10 protein-coding genes, 1 tRNA gene and 1 pseudogene are annotated in these 15,445 nt (G+C 34.5%); 5 read left to right on the top strand and 7 right to left on the bottom strand.

Going from position 1 to position 15,445, the window contains the following annotated elements; all coding sequences use genetic code 11:
• Positions 1–190 precede the first annotated feature (190 nt).
• From EV144_RS21295 to EV144_RS21285, 3 genes are all read left to right on the top strand, one after another.
• Positions 191–604, top strand: a complete 414-nt coding sequence (locus tag EV144_RS21295) for an RrF2 family transcriptional regulator (RefSeq protein WP_134151154.1) — start codon at positions 191–193, stop codon at positions 602–604.
• Positions 605–853: 249 nt separating this feature from the next.
• Positions 854–3,400 carry a TonB-dependent receptor gene (locus EV144_RS21290; protein ID WP_134151153.1) on the top strand — a complete coding sequence of 849 codons (2,547 nt, stop codon included), beginning with the start codon at positions 854–856 and terminating at the stop codon, positions 3,398–3,400.
• A 187-nt stretch (positions 3,401–3,587) separates the two neighbouring features.
• A complete protein-coding gene (locus EV144_RS21285) occupies positions 3,588–4,340 on the top strand; it encodes a DUF2490 domain-containing protein (RefSeq protein ID WP_134151152.1) in 753 nt (250 codons plus the stop codon).
• Between the two features lie 205 nt (positions 4,341–4,545).
• On the opposite strand, the gene EV144_RS21280 is transcribed toward EV144_RS21285, so the two are convergent.
• The 3 genes from EV144_RS21280 to era all read right to left on the bottom strand — a co-directional run bounded on the left by EV144_RS21280 (position 4,546) and on the right by era (position 9,875).
• Positions 4,546–7,308, bottom strand: a complete 2,763-nt coding sequence (locus tag EV144_RS21280; protein WP_134151151.1) for an outer membrane beta-barrel protein — start codon at positions 7,306–7,308, stop codon at positions 4,546–4,548.
• Between the two features lie 156 nt (positions 7,309–7,464).
• Positions 7,465–8,775 (bottom strand): ribosome biogenesis GTPase Der, encoded by a 1,311-nt coding sequence (gene der / locus EV144_RS21275; RefSeq protein WP_134151150.1) that lies wholly within the window; start codon positions 8,773–8,775, stop codon positions 7,465–7,467.
• A gap of 218 nt (positions 8,776–8,993) precedes the next feature.
• Positions 8,994–9,875: a GTPase Era gene (gene era, locus EV144_RS21270; protein WP_134151149.1), complete on the bottom strand. Its 882-nt coding sequence runs from the start codon at positions 9,873–9,875 to the stop codon at positions 8,994–8,996.
• A 116-nt stretch (positions 9,876–9,991) separates the two neighbouring features.
• On the opposite strand from era, the gene EV144_RS21265 reads away from it, so the two are divergent.
• Positions 9,992–10,064 (top strand) — tRNA-Met (locus EV144_RS21265).
• Here EV144_RS21265 and EV144_RS21260 read toward each other — a convergent pair.
• The 4 genes and pseudogenes from EV144_RS21260 to EV144_RS24425 all read right to left on the bottom strand — a co-directional run bounded on the left by EV144_RS21260 (position 10,024) and on the right by EV144_RS24425 (position 14,123).
• A complete protein-coding gene (locus tag EV144_RS21260) occupies positions 10,024–11,592 on the bottom strand; it encodes a recombinase family protein (protein WP_134151163.1) in 1,569 nt (522 codons plus the stop codon). The genes EV144_RS21265 and EV144_RS21260 overlap by 41 nt on opposite strands.
• Positions 11,593–12,249: 657 nt before the next feature.
• Entirely contained in the window at positions 12,250–13,575 is a 1,326-nt protein-coding gene (locus tag EV144_RS21255) for a DUF1214 domain-containing protein (protein ID WP_134151148.1), read from the bottom strand.
• 145 nt (positions 13,576–13,720) lie between these two features.
• A pseudogene (locus tag EV144_RS24475) lies at positions 13,721–13,846 on the bottom strand (DUF1214 domain-containing protein); the annotation flags it as partial.
• A gap of 142 nt (positions 13,847–13,988) precedes the next feature.
• Positions 13,989–14,123: a hypothetical protein gene (locus tag EV144_RS24425; RefSeq protein ID WP_262712242.1), complete on the bottom strand. Its 135-nt coding sequence runs from the start codon at positions 14,121–14,123 to the stop codon at positions 13,989–13,991.
• 920 nt (positions 14,124–15,043) lie between these two features.
• On the opposite strand from EV144_RS24425, the gene EV144_RS21245 reads away from it, so the two are divergent.
• Positions 15,044–15,421 (top strand): single-stranded DNA-binding protein, encoded by a 378-nt coding sequence (locus EV144_RS21245; RefSeq protein WP_134151147.1) that lies wholly within the window; start codon positions 15,044–15,046, stop codon positions 15,419–15,421.
• Positions 15,422–15,445: the final 24 nt, after the last annotated feature.

Genomic DNA, 15,445 nt, shown 5'->3' with positions numbered 1-15,445 from the left:
TTCAGGTTTCAGGTTTCAGGTTTCAGGTTTCAGGTTTCAGGTTTCAGGTTTCAGGTTTCACTGTGCGGGGCTTCGACTTCGCTCAGCCTGACAAACGAGAACTCGACTAATAATAAAATGTCATCCTGAGCGTAGTCGAAGGACAATTCATAATTTATAATTAACAACTTATAATTCATAACTAAAATAGATGTTATCACATAAAGCAAAATACGCCCTTAAGGCCTTACTTTATTTAGCAGAACAAGACGAAAATCACATTTCTAGAACGATAGAAATTGCTGATGGCGCCAACATACCTAAAAAGTTTTTAGAACAGATTTTATTAGATCTAAAACGCGGCCGTTTTGTGAGCAGTAAGCAGGGAAAATTTGGCGGTTATTATCTGATAAAATCAAAACACGACATTACTTTGGCCGAAATTCACCGTTTATTTGATGGTGCAATTGCGCTTTTACCTTGTGCTTCTTTAAATTTTTATGAGCCTTGTGCAGATTGTAAAACCGAGTCTGAATGCAGTCTGCGTCACGGTTTAATGCTTATTAGAGATGAAACTTTAAAAGCAATGCAGGGCATCACAATAGCTTCATTAGTAAATAAATAAAAAAATATTTTCTAATTCCTAGTAAATCGATAGAATTTATATATATATTTGCCAAAAATAAATAACTAATCATTTACAAAATTTTAACTCATGAAAGTACATTCTAGTCAATCAGGTGTAACAAATCTTTTGCAAAAAAACCACAATAATAATTTCACAGCAGTGAAAAATGTTTCGTTTATGATGTGTATGTGTTGGTAAAAAAAATTTTAATTTAAATTCTACTAATCACATATAATTAATATAAAAATGAAAACATCTATAAAAAATATATTTACAATACTTGCCTTTTTAACTTTATCAATCTCATTTGCACAAAACGTTGAAGGCGTTGTTACAACAACAGCAAACGTACCTTTAGAAGCCGTTAATGTTGTTATAAAAGGAACTACTTCAAGCACTATTACAGATCAAAGCGGAAAATTCAGTATTGATACCAGAGGAAAACTTCCTGTAACACTTTTAGTTCAATACGTAGGATACAAAACTGCAGAGATAGAAGTTACTACTTTACCTGCTCCCGCTCTAAACATATTATTAAATGAAGAAAATGAACTTGTAGAAGTTGTAGTTTCTTCCAGACGTAGAATAGAAAAAGTTCAGGATGTGCCTATTGCAGTTTCTGTTGTAACAGGAAAACAAGCAGAGCAAACCGGAGCTTTTAATGTGAACCGTATTAAAGAATTAGTGCCTTCTGTACAGCTTTATTCTTCAAACCCTAGAAATACAGGAATTAACATTCGTAGTTTAGGTTCTCCTTTTGGTCTTACTAATGATGGTATTGATCCTGGTGTTGGTTTTTATGTTGACGGTGTTTATTATGCACGTCCGGCTGCAACAACTCTAGATTTTATCGATGTAGAACAAATTGAGGTTTTACGTGGGCCACAAGGTTCATTGTTTGGTAAAAACACAACTTCTGGAGCTTTTAACATTACGACTCGTAAACCAAGTTTTACTTCTGGTGCAGACTTTGAAGTGAGTTACGGAAATTATTCCTTTTTACAAGCTAAAGCTTCTGTTACTGGGGCATTGAGTAAAAAATTAGCAGGTCGTTTATCTTTTTCAGGAACTTCTCGTGATGGTTTAATTGACAATGTTGCAACAGGAAGATCTACAAATACATTAAACAATCAAGGAATTAGAGGTCAGTTGCTTTATACTCCAACAGAAAATACTAATATTATATTTGCTGCAGATATAACAACGCAACGTCCTGACGGATATGCACAAGTTGTAGCGGGTGTAGCTCCTACTCAAAGAGCAGCTTACCGTCAGTTTAACAATATTATTGCCGATTTAAACTATCAGTTACCAAGTCAAAATGCTTTTGATCGTAAAATTGATCAGGACACGCCTTGGCGTTCAAACCAAGATTTAGGAGGAGTTTCTCTTAATATCGATACAAAAATTGGAGGCGGAACTTTAACTTCGACTACAGCTTGGCGTTTTTGGAACTGGGATCCATCAAATGACAGGGATTTTACAGGGTTACAAGTTCTTGCAAAATCTCAAAATCCAACGAGACAAACACAAATAACGCAGGAACTTCGTTATGCCGGACAACTTTCTTCTAAATTAAGTGGTGTTGTGGGTGTATTTTTTATCGACCAAACATCTAAAACGGATGGTACAGAAGAATCTGGTAATGCACAATGGAGATTTTCTCAAAGTACAACAAGCAATTTATGGAAAACTCCCGGTCTTTTTGAAGGATACGGAATTAAAACTGATGCGCGTATCAGAGCTTCTAGTGCTGCAGTATTTGGACAGTTAGACTGGGCTATTACAGATCGTTTACACGTGTTGCCTGGTTTAAGATACAATTACGATAAGAAAGATGCAGATTACAGCCGTACTACTTACGGAGGTCTTCAGACAACAGATCCTGCATTATTGGCCTTGAAAAAATTAGTGTATTCAGATCAGGCTTTTAATTCGAATACTGATAATACTGACTTTTCTGGAAATATTACTGTTTCTTATAAAGCTTCAGACAGAATCAATGCTTATGCAACTTATGCAAAAAGTTATAAACCAGTTGGTGTAAACGTTGCCGGACTTCCAACAAATTCAGCGGGTGAGCCATTATTAGATCTTGCGGTTATTAAACCAGAAAAAGTAAATCATTATGAGGTTGGTGTAAAAACTTCTCCTTTTAAAAACTCTATATTAAACCTGACTTTCTTTAATACAGATATTAAAGATTTTCAAACGAATGTTCAGGCTGCAGAATTGGGTGTAAACCGTGGCTATCTTGCAAATGCGGATAAAGTACGTGTAAGAGGTGCAGAACTTGATGCAAGTTTTGTTTTTAGCGAGCATTTAACTATCAATGGTGCTGCAACTTATACAGACGGTAAATATGTAAAATTTACAAATGCACCGCTTCCATTAGAAGAAACCGGAGCTCCTGTAGCGTTTAAAGATGTTTCTGGAACTGATTTACCTGGTGCTTCTAAATGGGCAGGATCTCTTGGAGGTGAACTTTCTGACAGAGCTAAATTCTTTGGAAATGCTGGTAAAGTTTTCGTAGCGGTTGATTCTTATGCTCGTTCTGAATTTTCTTCTAGCCCTTCTGCTTCAAAATATTTAGTAGTACAAGGTTATGCAATTTTTAATGCTCGTTTAGGTTTCCGCGCTTCTCAAGGTTTGTCAATTCATTTCTGGGGACGTAACCTTTTCAACAAAGATTATTATGAGCAATTATTGCCTGCTGGTGGAAATACCGGACAATATGCTGGTGTATTAGGAGATCAGAGAACTTATGGTGTTACTTTAAAATATTCATTATAATAAATAAATTAATATATAGTTAGTCAATTAAACGAGATACGTAATCTACAGCGTATCTCGTTTTTTTTATATTCTAATTTAAACGAAATCACAAAATAGCATTTAAACCGAATTTAAAAATGAATGCTTCTTTCTAAAAATACTTTCTGATTTGTATATATTCGCGTCCTGAATTTATATACAATAAATGAAAATTCTCCGATTATTGCTTTTTTTAGGCCTAATAAGTCCTTTTTTATCGGCTCAAGCTCAGAAAAATACAGACAAGCAAACCCTAACCTGGATTCGCTATTACAATATTTTTCCTTTAACCGAAAAATGGGCTTTGCATTCTGAATTTGATAATCGAAGTTTTCTGAATCCTGTTCACGAAAATTTATTTGTTGTACGTGTACAAGGCCGTTATAGAGCAACTAAGCTTGTAGATTTAGGCGGCGGTTTTGCTTATTTTAATGTCAATACTCAAAATCCAGATGTTGATCCAGAATTTTGTATTCCCGAATATCGTGCGCAGCAAGATGTTACGCTTATAAATGAGGTTGCTAAAATTACCTTCCACAATCGTTTTCAGCTTGAAGAACGTTTTATTGAGAAGTTTACAAAAGAAGAATTGTTAGATGAATTTTCTTTCGCATGGAGATTTAGATACCGTTTACAATCGATGTTTACACTTTGGGAAAAAGATAAACAAAGTATAAAAGGTACTATTTCAGACGAAGTTATGTTCAATTTTGGGAAAGACAACAAAAAAAACACCTTCGACCAAAACCGATTGTATTTTGCTTTGCGTTACCATTTTAATCCAAATATTGGACTAGAATTAGGTTACCTTAAAAACTTCCAGCGTCGCGCCAGCGGTGTTGATTTTTACGATCGTGATATTATCAGATTTACTATTTATCATCGTATTGATCGCCAATTTAAAAATTCCAAACTTTAAATTCTAAATTCCAAATTAGTGAGCTTTTTTTTGCCACTGATTTCACAGATTAAACGGATTAATTACTACTATTTTTATCTAAAAAATCTTTTTAAATCATTTAATCTGTGGTAAAAAAATAAACTCAAAGTATATAAATCTCTTCATTTATATACTTTGAGTTTAAAAATTATTTTTAATCCTTTTATCTGTGGCTAAAGAAAATCTAGAAACCGCCTCCTCTTTGTCTTCCTCTGTTTTTCTTTTCACTTGACGCAAAATTTCCAACTTTATAAGATAATGAAAACATGATGTAGCGTTTTAAAACTGTATTTTCTTCATCTCTAATAGATGTTGCCGAAATGGTTCTTGTAGCACTTTGGTTTTGATTTAAAATATCATACACTTTTACTTTAGCATAAATCTTTTTATCAAAAAAACCATAAGACAAACTCGTATTCCATAAATAAAAATCTTTTTTGAAATCGCCAGAAATATTAGAATTGTAATTGTATCCAAAATCATTTCCAAAAATCAGATTTTCCGGCCAATATGTTGTCGTCTGAAGGTTGATTTTATGCACCACATTTGAACTCGCATCTCTAGAATAGTTCTCATAATTTGCCTGATTATAAGATAAACTGTACGATGGCGAAATTACAAGCAATTGTCCGTACTCATAAGTTAGATACACTTTTGGTGTAACCGATGTTGTTTTAGCGTTGTAAATTTGCGCATTTGTGTATCCTTTATCAAAAGAATAACTACCGCTGATTCCTAAACCATAACGCAGGACATGCGCATCTTTTTTGATCGATTGATTCCAATTGGCACCAACAGAAGCGATGTAAGTTCCTGATATATTAGCATATGTAGTGGTTCTTTTTCCGCTTTCATCGTAAATTGAAGTGGAAACAACATCATTATTATAATAATCTCCTTTTACAAATAAACTATATCCGGAACGTGTACGGAAATCGAAATTTTTAAAATCTATACTAGCGCTGTTTTTTTCTATCGGATTCAAATCTGGATTACCAATTACGGTATTCAGCGGATTTGTTAAATCTAAAACCGGCATTAATTGCTCTGAAGTTGGAAGTGCGTTTGAATAATCGTACTTGAAAGTCAGGTTTTTCGATCGGCTGAATCTATATCGAACTTGCGCGCTTCCAAAAGGTAAGGCGTATCTTTTATTTAAATCAGTAACATTATTCAGATACAAAGAATGGTTATCGTAATCAATAATAGACGTTTTAGAATTAAGATTAACGGTAAATTTATTTTTCTGAAGTGTAATCCCGACTTTTGGCGTGATTGCGTTTTGTTTTGAAGTGGTATAGTTTGACAACGATTGATTTAGATCTGAATACGAATCTGTCGCAGCATTATAATTAAATGCTTTTTCATCATTTAAGGAATTTGCCCAGTCAAAATCTGAACCAAATCGCACTCGTAAAGAATCGGTTATAGGTTCTGTATATTCCAGATCAAGAGAGTAAGAATCAGACTCAGATCTGTTTTTAGTATTCTGGTTTCTTTCGTCGTTTGGTTTATTATCCTGATAAAAAATGGTCTCAGAAAGATTAAACGAGTTGGCATCGCTTCTTGTATTATTATTGGTGAAAACCAAACTAAAATTACGAGCCTGTTTTTCAAAAGCTTTATTAAAATTAATGCTGTTTGAAAAATTAGTACTTGAATTTTCGCCTGACGATTGTGATGTACTTTCGTTTAAAGCCTGTCCGTTTTGATCTTCAGAAGATGTAGAAGAAGAGGAATTAGAATTTGATCTCGATTCGTTTAATTTTGGAGAAACAACAAGATTCATCGTCGGATTGATTTTATACTCTACTTCAAAATTTACCTTATTACCTGTATTTTCATTTCTTGATTTAGAGTCAGAATCCGTCAGGATATTTCCTGTTGGAAGAAAATTAGTCTGGCTGGATTTACTTTCGTTTTTGTTAATCGAATTGGTAAAATTATAACTGCTCATAAATTCCAGATCCTTTGTCCAGTCGTCAGAATAATTGATTCCGACAAGATTAGACTGCGTAATTCCTTTCCCGCTTACAGAACCCTGCGAATTTCCTTTGCTGTTTCTTCCGCCTCCCATATTATCAAAAACCTCATCTTGAGAAAAACCGGTTGAGTTAATATTATTGGAAGAAGCCAGAACGCTTATTTTTTGTTTGTTTTTGAAGAAATTCAAAATTGCACTGCTTTCATAACGTTCATCAGAACCGTATCCTCCGATAATTTTTCCAAAGAAACCTTTATTTTTCTTTTCATCAATCGTAATATTGATACTCGAATAATCTGAAGTTGATTCTTGTTTAGAAAGTTCTTCTTTTTTGGTTTTAAAATCAGAAACCTGAATTTTTTTGATGATGTCTGCCGGCAGGTTTTTTAAGGCTATGGCGCCGTCTTTATCAAAAAAAGTTCTTCCGTTTACTAAAAACTGCGTTACTTCCCTTCCATTTACCGTGACTTTTCCGGTATTATTATCTACCTCTACACCGGGTAATTGTTTCAGCAGTGTTTCTACATTAGAATCTGGACGTACTTTATAGGAAGCTGCATTAAATTCCAGCGTATCTTTTTTAATCGTAATTGGCGCTGCTTCGGTTTTTATAACAACTTCATTCAAAGCATTTACAGTTTCCAGCAAATATACTTTTCCGAAATCTTTGTTTTCTATAAGCGCTTTTTGTTCTTCGTAATAAACTTGATATCCCAGATGATTTACCTTCATAAAAACAGGTTTATCATATTTTCTCATATTGATTCTAAAATCACCGTTTTTGTCGGTTGTAGCATATTCAATAATCGTGGAATCTTTAACAGTTGTAAAATAAACCGTTGCCTGTTCTAATGGCAATTGTGTATTAATATCAACCACGGTTCCCTTAACAGTAATGTCGTTTTGGGCATTTGCCGTATAAGCAAAAAGTATAAACAGTAAAAAATAATGAAATTTGGTCATAAATTGGTTAGTTAGAATAGTTAGACTACAAAAAACGCAAAAGGTTTAATTGTAGTTTTTACATTTATTCAAATATAATGCCATAAAAAAAACTGCAAACTGTTTACAAAATAATTACATTCATAAAAAAAGCCCCAAAAATGGGGCTTTGCAATCTTATTTCTCTCTGATATAAATATCTATTGGCACTCCAGAAAAATCCCAATTTTCTCTAATTTTATTTTCAAGATATCTTTTATATGGTTCTTTAACGTATTGAGGCATATTAGCAAAAAACACAAACTGAGGTGTTAAAGTTGGTAACTGCATGCAATATTTAATTTTTACATATTTACCTTTTGTTGCAGGCGGCGGGTAAGCTTCGATTACTTTCAACATATATTCGTTGAATTTTGAAGTAGAAATTCTTTGTTTTCTGTTTTCAAAAACCTGAACTGTAGCTTCTAATGCTTTCAACAAACGTTGTTTTGTTAAAGCGGAAACGAAAAGAATTGGCACATCTGTAAAAGGCATTAATTCTTTTTTGATTTTCTCTTCGTAATCTCTTGTAGACATGGTATCTTTTTCTACCAAATCCCATTTGTTTACTAAGATTACAACACCTTTACGGTTTTTCTCTGCCAGCCAGAAAATACTCTGATCCTGACCTTCAAATCCGCGGGTTGCATCGATAACCAATATACAAATATCTGCATGCTCAATTGCTCTTACAGAACGCATTACAGAATAAAATTCTAAATCTTCTTTTACTTTTGCTTTACGACGAATTCCTGCTGTATCGACTAAGTTAAACTCAAAACCAAAACGGTCAAATTTGGTATCAATTGCATCACGAGTTGTTCCTGCAATATCAGTCACCATAAAACGATCCTGGCCAATTAATGCATTGATAAAACTTGATTTCCCGGCATTTGGACGACCAACTACTGCAAAACGAGGTAAAACAACTTCTTCCTGAACTGGTTCTGGTTTTACCGGAAAAGATTCGATTAAAGCATCTAATAAATCTCCAGTTCCGCTTCCTGAAATACTTGCAAAAGTAAAATATTCACCTAAACCAAGATTATAAAACTCAATTGCATCTTTCTCACGCATTGCGTTATCTACCTTATTTACAGCAAGTAAAACAGGTTTTGTAACTTTACGAAGCAAACGGGCAACAACGTCATCCATTGGCGTAATTCCTTCTTCAACATCTACAACAAAAATAATAACATCGGCTTCGTCGATAGCAAGCTCTACTTGCTTACGAATTTCCCCTTCAAAAACGTCATCAGATCCGCGCACGTATCCTCCGGTATCAATGACAGAAAACTCTTTTCCGTTCCACTCGCTTTTACCGTAGTTTCTATCTCTGGTAACTCCAGAAACCGAATCTACAATAGCTTCTCTTCTTTGTATCAGCCTATTAAAAAGGGTTGATTTCCCCACATTAGGTCTTCCTACTATCGCAACAATGTTATTCATTTCTTTTTATTTAAGATCGTAGATTTTAGATTTTAGATTCCGTTTTAATGAAATCATGATCTAAAATGCTGTATTTTAATTTTTTGCAAAGGTAGTTAAAAAAAGTTGCTAAGTCGCTAAGTTTCTTAGTACCTAAGTTTTTTAAAATTTTGCTTTAAATTTCAGGTTTCAGGATCCCGTTTGAACTTGAAACCTGAAACTTGAAACAAATTCAAACTTTATTGATTATATCCAAATCGTTTTAACATATTGGCATTGCTTCTCCAGTTTTTATTCACCTTTACAACCAATTCAATATGTATTTGTTTTCCGAAGAATTTTTCTAAATCGGCACGTGCATCTGTTCCTACTTTTTTCAAAGCCGCACCTTTGTGTCCTATGATAATTCCTTTTTGCGTTTCGCGTTCAACCATAATAATCGAACGGATTCTGATGATTTTATCGTCTTCAAAGAATTCTTCTGTTACGATTTCTACTGCGTACGGAATCTCTTTACTGTAATTCAATAAGATTTTTTCACGAATAGTTTCGTTAACAAAGAAACGCTCTGGTTTGTCTGTCAATTGATCTTTTGGATAATATGCCGGAGATTCTGGAAGTAATTCGATTATTCTTGAAAAAACTTCCGGTACATTAAAATTCTGCAAAGCCGAAATTGGAAAAATCTCTGCGTTTGGCACTTTTGCTGTCCAAAACGCTACTTGCTCTTCTAATTGTTCTTGATTTGAATTGTCAATTTTATTCAACAATAGCAAAACCGGAATTTTAGCGTGGATGATTTTATTAAAGAAAGCTTCGTCTTTTAAGTCCTGCTCTCCTATTTCGACCATATATACCAAAATGTCAGCATCTTCAAAAGCCGATTTTACGAAGTTCATCATTGATTCCTGCATTTCGTACGCCGGTTTAATGATTCCGGGAGTATCAGACAAGACTAACTGAAAGTCTTCTCCGTTTACGATTCCTAAAATCCTATGACGTGTAGTTTGTGCTTTTGATGTAATGATTGATAATCGTTCTCCAACGAAGGCGTTCATCAAGGTTGATTTTCCAACATTTGGATTTCCAATAATGTTTACGAATCCTGCTTTGTGTGACATTTGTGAATAATTTATTTTGCAAAGGTAGTCATATCAAGTCAATACAGAAAATAAAACATTTTTTAAAGTTTTCGTTGTTTTTCTCAAAAATCGACGTATATTTGCACCCGAAACATCGCGGGATAGAGCAGTAGGCAGCTCGTCGGGCTCATAACCCGAAGGTCACAGGTTCGAGTCCTGTTCCCGCTACTAGACCGGACAAATGAGAAAACGACTCATTTGTTCGGTTTTTTTTATGCTTCAAAGTATTGTTAATTAAGGAAATATACTTCGCAATTACGTTTACTCTTGGGGTTCGATACGTACTCCCATCAAAAATCAATTTATCTGGAAATATCGAACTCACTACACATCGTTTCGTTTCTATATCGCCGTCTTTATATACAGTTGATAACCTAGAAAGTGTTTCTAGTACCTTATCGAGACTGTGTTTAATGTTAAGATTTTTTCTTTCTGACAGATAAATTGCAAGTTCTCCTTCCAGCTCTTCAATTCTCTTTCTACATTCTTCTTTTACTTCTTTGTAATCATCTGCATCAAGTTTTTCAGTAAAAAGTAAATCCCTTGCCTTTCCAAGTTTTAGATTATACCGTTCAATCTCAATTGCTATAGCTTTTCGTCTATCGTCGAAAATAGAAGAAAATCTTTTATAATTGATCATTACAATTTCGTGCAAAATATCTTTTATAGCAATCGGAAATTCATAATTTGCCAAATCATCTTCGAACATTTTATTTGCCTTAACCGCACTTTTTCTAAATCCACATTTTGAAATACAATGATAATAATAGAAATAACCTCCTTTTGAACCTTTCGAAGCACTTCCTGTTAAATTCCTTCCACAATCAGGACAAATTAAAAATCCTCGCAATGGAAGATTATCATCTGACATTATTTTAGCATTAGGACGTACCTCAGATTTATTTCCATCCATAACATCCTGGACTTTATAAAATAATATTTCAGAAATTATAGGTTCGTGCTGGCCTTGTACCAAATGCGCTTCCTCATCCTTATATTTTTGGATAAAGACTTTTCCACAATAAACAGGATTACGCATTGCAACATGAAAGGCACTTTTACTAATCGTTTTTCCACGCTTGTTCATAGCTTGTCTGACTTGATCCGCAGCTAATATACCTTTTGAAATTTCATTAAATGCCCATCTAATATTACTAGCTTCAGGTTCCTTTTGTCCGATATATTTTTTACCGTCCTCTTTGCTACGATTGATATAACCAAAAGGAGCCATACCTAACACCCTCCCTTCTTTTTTTGCCCGACGCATACCGTGAAATGTATTTAATGCACGTCTATCGTTTTCAACCTCCGGCGCGGCGAGATATATGGCAAGCATCATTTTATTTTCTGGAACAGTCAGATCAAGAGGCTGCTCAACAGCTTGGGGTTCAACCCCTAGTCCATTAAGCATATTTATCATTTGGTAGGCATCACCAGCATTCCTGCTGAACCTATCCCATTTTGTAAAGAGTACATAGTCAGGTCTTGTTTTACGCTTTTTTAGTTCCACAAGAAGCCTTTGCCATTCTGGTCGTTTAAACGTTTTAGCAGAATGGTCTTCAAAAATAACCGTACTAACATGAATCTGCTGATTATCGCAATACCTCCGCAGGCGTTCATCTTGATCGCGCTGGGAATATCCCTTATCGGCTTGCTCTTCTGTTGAAACCCTGATATATAAAACTGCACTTTTCATAACTTCAAAACTTTAGTTAACAAATTATAATACTGATTATTAGCATTGTCAAAGATAATATTTTAGGGCAATTTAAAATGCTTTTTCAACACAAGAGATGTTAAATTATGTAAGAAGTCGACTATTAAAACAGCTTCATCGTACGTTATATCCATTCCTGCCTTTTTCATTTTCTCAAAAGCTTCTTTATATGGTATTTTTTTTATCTCAAAATCGTTCATTGCCATAATAATTTAAGCTGTGCAGAATTGCACTAGCTATCTAATTTATTAAAGCTGTTGAGGTCTTTATCTAAAATGACAGTACATGGAATCTATTGGCTATTATTGTCAAGCTGACCAAGATCCTCAATCATATCAGTAAACTACAGACTCGATGGCGCATAAATTGTCGAGATTGAAGATCGGTACGCTCTTCCCAATTGAATCAGAGCAATTGATTTTTTTTCTTTGATTAAAAAAAGTATCTTAAAACCCTAAAATTAATGCCTTACATGTATTCTCATCAGATTTTATTATCGCTGCACCTTAAAATAAAAAGACCACCTAGATTAAATTAATTTAGAAGGTCTTTGGTTGGTAAAATTATGGAGTTTCTTAAACCGCTATTATAACTCTGAGGATATACTATATTAGGGTCTCGTAATTCGATTACTTATTATTGCTTAATTAAATCAGGTGGAAAATATTCTCCGTTAATAATATCAGCAGCAGGGCCATAATATCTAAAGGTCAGATTGTATTTCTTTCCTTCGGGAGTTGGTATCCAATTGGTTTCAGGTAAATTTTGTGGTTTCTTAGAACTATATACAATTGTAAGCGAACCGTCGGTATTAAACTTTAACGGCGACTGATTGTTTAACAAATATCTTTTTATTGAATTTGGAATGACCTTAAACTCTTTTGCATCTACACAAATTACCGACCAAAAGTATTTTACTTTTGATTGAGGCAATTCATTTTTAAGAAAAGTCTGGGTATAGGTTGTACTGCCGTCATTGCCGGTTCTGGTATAATACGTCGCTTCTTTTTGATTGTTTGCCCAAATACCTCCAAGATTAATTAGCGTACGGGTTTTGAAATGTGATCCGTAATTGCCAATATTTTCGGGATGGCACCAGCCGTTTTGTTTTGGACCCGGATTTATCACCAAAGCCATAAATTCGGCCATTGCTCTTTTGCGGATTATTTTTTCTACCCTGTTTTTTCCATCCTGACCTGATTTTACAAGCGCCTCAACTTGTTTAACTTTTATCTGCATTGGCTCCATACCTTCATTAATATCAGCCTCGCTGTTTAATATTCCATTTGCATCATCAAATAGTTCTGCTCCTGGCAGCTTATCATTTGTAAAAGGTGCTGTTTTATAAATCGGATCTATTTTGGGTTTACCTGTTTCTGTTAATTTAAATTCGTGCTGAATTCGGATCGCTTCCTGAATATTTTTTCCTAATTCCACGCGTGCTAAAACACGAGAAGTTTTAACAGGCAAGTCGATTCTTAAAGCGCCGTCCGGTATTTTTGGATTACTGCCCTTTAAACATAAGGCATATTTCCCGTATGGCTTTTGAGCAAATGTTCTTTCGTTAATATTAAGGATTGTTTCTCCCCAACCATTGAGCATATGCCAGGTATAGTAACGTCCTGTTATTTTCGGGATTTCCAAAATAACACAAGTTTGTTCGTCAACTGCAATCCAGGCTTCTGTATACGCAACATCTAAATTCGGATTGGCCCAATCTACACCGCCTGGAGCTCTGTAGATAAGTTTGTTCCATTTAAAACCTTCTTTGCCAAAATCAAGATTTTCTTGTCGAAGTACTAATGCACGACCAAGCAGATATAAGTAAGCATCCCCAATATCCCCATCTGAGATTTCGATATTTTCATTTTTTACTGTTTTATTTTCTTCATTAAGCTTAGCCTCTTTTTTACACGCATTTAGTATTAATAATGCGGTAGCGATTATAAATATTTTTTTCATATCGGTAATAATTTAAGTTTAGTGTCTTTAATTAAATTTTAATAACTGCAGGAGGTGTCCACTCGTCTTTTAGGATATGGTCTTCTGGCCAGTAACATCTCGCATATAAGCAGAAAGTACCTTTTGGTGCTGGAAGCCAGTTTGCTCACTTTTCCTGCTTCTGGTTCTCATTTTGAATGTATATGGTCAGAGATCCATCAGCATTATATTTTAAATCTTGATTTTTTGTTCCAACAGAATAACGTTTAATTTCATTAGGAGCGGAAAAATAAAATTCATCATAGGGTAAGAGACCAAAAACCTTTTACCGGTGGTGTTTCTCTTTTAAGATATGTAATCGTGTACTTGTTTTTTCATGATAATTTGGTTCTTGTGGAGTCAACATCCTGATAAAAATATTTTGATTCATTAGGTTAATTTACAAAAATATTAGCCGTCGCGCAGGCTGTTCTGGTTAGATAATCTGTTCCTAACTGCGCACCATTGCGCTGCGTATTCCAATGATATTTTACCGAATATCCAATATTTCCTAAATTGAAACAAAGCATTGTTTCTGTGCATTGGAAAACTAAAATTTCAAAAAAACTAGTAATTAATCATTTTAATAAAAACACCATATTCAGATTTACATGCACTAATAAAGTCGAAAGATTTAAATACATCGCAGACCTATCGAGAAATATAGAAAAACGCAAATTTTCATTTTTTATCTAATCTAAATTTCTTCAGTATTTGATCAAAATCTGACAATGCTCTATAATGTTCTCTCATTTCTGTTACAGTACTTACAGTCCTTATGCTCGGAGCATAAACATCTTTCATTTTTACGTAAAGCTCCGTTGCTGTGTGTGATTGCAGAATCTGCACATCACTACCAGTATCAACAACTATCTTTATTAGCGTCGTGTTAATGCTTCGTATTGTGAAATAGCAGAGTATGAGGTAGATATAACGCATTGCTAAAGATAAAAATTATTCTAATATGTTGCAAACCAGATATCATAACTAATTTTTCATGTATTAATTAAGCAAATATCTCAGAGAATATTATATCCTATTCAAGTCTCAAGAGGAGCAATTGCTTTGATCATATTGAACTCTTTCTCCTTGAATTCTCCCTTGCTTCCACTTCATATTAAATTCAATAACCAGTATGCTTTTGTCTCATTTCAGCAGCAAAGGTATTTCCGTGTCCTTAACGCAATAGCAAGGCCAGGCCTTTTAGGTTTAATAAAAAATCTCCACCCATCCGGGTTGTATTTTTTGTCAAAACCTTGCTATTGCTAAACACTAACCTTTTTATGCTCCTGAAACAAAACATAGCATACTCCGGCTCTTTAGACGAATAAAAAAAATGTCAGCAATGAATAGCAAAATATTAAAAATGGATTTGATGAAACAAAACAGCACCTCCTCTCATTGCCGAATAAAATTTCAAAAAAATTAATCACTAAAAATCGTAGGAATTATGAACATCACAGGAAGACTGACAGCAGATGCGCAGGTACGCAACGTGTCGAACAGCAAAACAGTAGTAAACTTTTCGGTAGCCATCAACGACAGCTACAAAAACAAAGCGGGCGAACGCATAGAGCAGACAACGTATTTCGATTGCGCATACTGGCTAAGTCCCAACGTTGCCAAGATACTCAAAAAAGGTGCAGTGGTAGAACTGACAGGCAGGGTAAGCGCAAGGGCGTGGACAGGCAGTGACGGAGAAACTCACGCAGGACTGAATTTCAACACCTCCCAAATCAAACTGCACGGGGGCGGTCAAAAATCGCAAACGGTACAGGCTACCACAGGAAACAGCAGTAACAAGGAAAAAGACGACCTCCCATTTTAATCACAAATATTTAAATAATTTTTA

Source organism: Flavobacterium sp. 270 (assembly GCF_004368785.1).
GTDB lineage: Bacteria > Bacteroidota > Bacteroidia > Flavobacteriales > Flavobacteriaceae > Flavobacterium.
The sequence above is the reverse complement of the archived record's forward strand: the minus strand, read 5'-3'. Positions and strand labels throughout refer to the sequence as shown.

Bases quoted from the DNA above. Each gene is read 5' to 3' on its own strand.
- EV144_RS21255 (WP_134151148.1), bottom strand. From the start codon at position 13,575: ATGAAAAAAATATTTATAATCGCTACCGCATTATTAATACTAAATGCG.
- EV144_RS21245 (WP_134151147.1), top strand. From the start codon at position 15,044: ATGAACATCACAGGAAGACTGACAGCAGATGCGCAGGTACGCAACGTG.
- EV144_RS21260 (WP_134151163.1), bottom strand. From the start codon at position 11,592: ATGAAAAGTGCAGTTTTATATATCAGGGTTTCAACAGAAGAGCAAGCC.
- EV144_RS21290 (WP_134151153.1), top strand. From the start codon at position 854: ATGAAAACATCTATAAAAAATATATTTACAATACTTGCCTTTTTAACT.
- EV144_RS21285 (WP_134151152.1), top strand. From the start codon at position 3,588: ATGAAAATTCTCCGATTATTGCTTTTTTTAGGCCTAATAAGTCCTTTT.
- EV144_RS24425 (WP_262712242.1), bottom strand. From the start codon at position 14,123: ATGCTTTGTTTCAATTTAGGAAATATTGGATATTCGGTAAAATATCAT.
- EV144_RS21280 (WP_134151151.1), bottom strand. From the start codon at position 7,308: ATGACCAAATTTCATTATTTTTTACTGTTTATACTTTTTGCTTATACG.
- der (WP_134151150.1), bottom strand. From the start codon at position 8,775: ATGAATAACATTGTTGCGATAGTAGGAAGACCTAATGTGGGGAAATCA.
- EV144_RS21295 (WP_134151154.1), top strand. From the start codon at position 191: ATGTTATCACATAAAGCAAAATACGCCCTTAAGGCCTTACTTTATTTA.
- era (WP_134151149.1), bottom strand. From the start codon at position 9,875: ATGTCACACAAAGCAGGATTCGTAAACATTATTGGAAATCCAAATGTT.